This window comes from Oleiphilus sp. HI0132 (genome assembly GCF_001635845.1).
Genome location: NZ_LWGJ01000640.1, coordinates 1 through 705, shown reverse-complemented (window position 1 = coordinate 705; position 705 = coordinate 1). Strand labels below are relative to the sequence as shown.

The 705-nt window shown below is 45.8% G+C and carries 1 protein-coding gene; it reads right to left on the bottom strand.

Annotation, left to right across the window (positions count from 1 at the left end; all coding sequences use genetic code 11):
* The coding region (locus A3766_RS07775; RefSeq protein ID WP_304440941.1) for a glutamate synthase central domain-containing protein at positions 1 to 705 on the bottom strand (705 nt) is incomplete at both ends.

Genomic DNA, 705 nt, shown 5'->3' with positions numbered 1-705 from the left:
ACGGTAAGAAGCAATTGTAGAAATACCCATCTTCGATAAGATCTTCAACAAGCCCTTACCAATACCGCGACGATAATTATTTTTCGCCTCGATTGGGTCCATCAGCATCTCACCCGTACTGATCAGGTCACTCATAACCTGATAAGCCAAGTAAGGGAAGACTGCCGTAGCACCAAAACCAAACAACACCGCGAAGTGATGAGGGTCACGGGCAAAACCAGACTCCACAATAATATTCGAGTCGCAACGTAAGCCCTTCTCAACCAAGTGGTGATGCACTGCACCCGTTGCCATAAAGGCATTTAGTGGTAATAAGCCAGGTTCGATATCTTTATCCGACAAAACAAGCACAACCTTGCCTTGTCTAACAGCTTCTTCTGCTTGCTGGCACACATCAACAATTGCTTGCCTTAAGCCAGTCTCTTCTTTGTACTGAAGGCTAATCAAGGCATGTTCAAAACCATCTTTATCCGAGCTAAAGCAGCTAAACTTCGCAGGTGTCAGTACCGGCGTAGCCAAAATAATTCGCTTCGCATGCTCAGGCGTTTCTTCAAATACGTTCTGCTCTACACCCACACAGGTTTCCAGAGACATAACAATCGCTTCACGCAATGGATCAATCGGTGGGTTAGTCACCTGAGCAAACTTCTGTCTAAAGTAGTCTGAAACTGAACGAACACGAGTCGACAATACTGCCATTGGCGT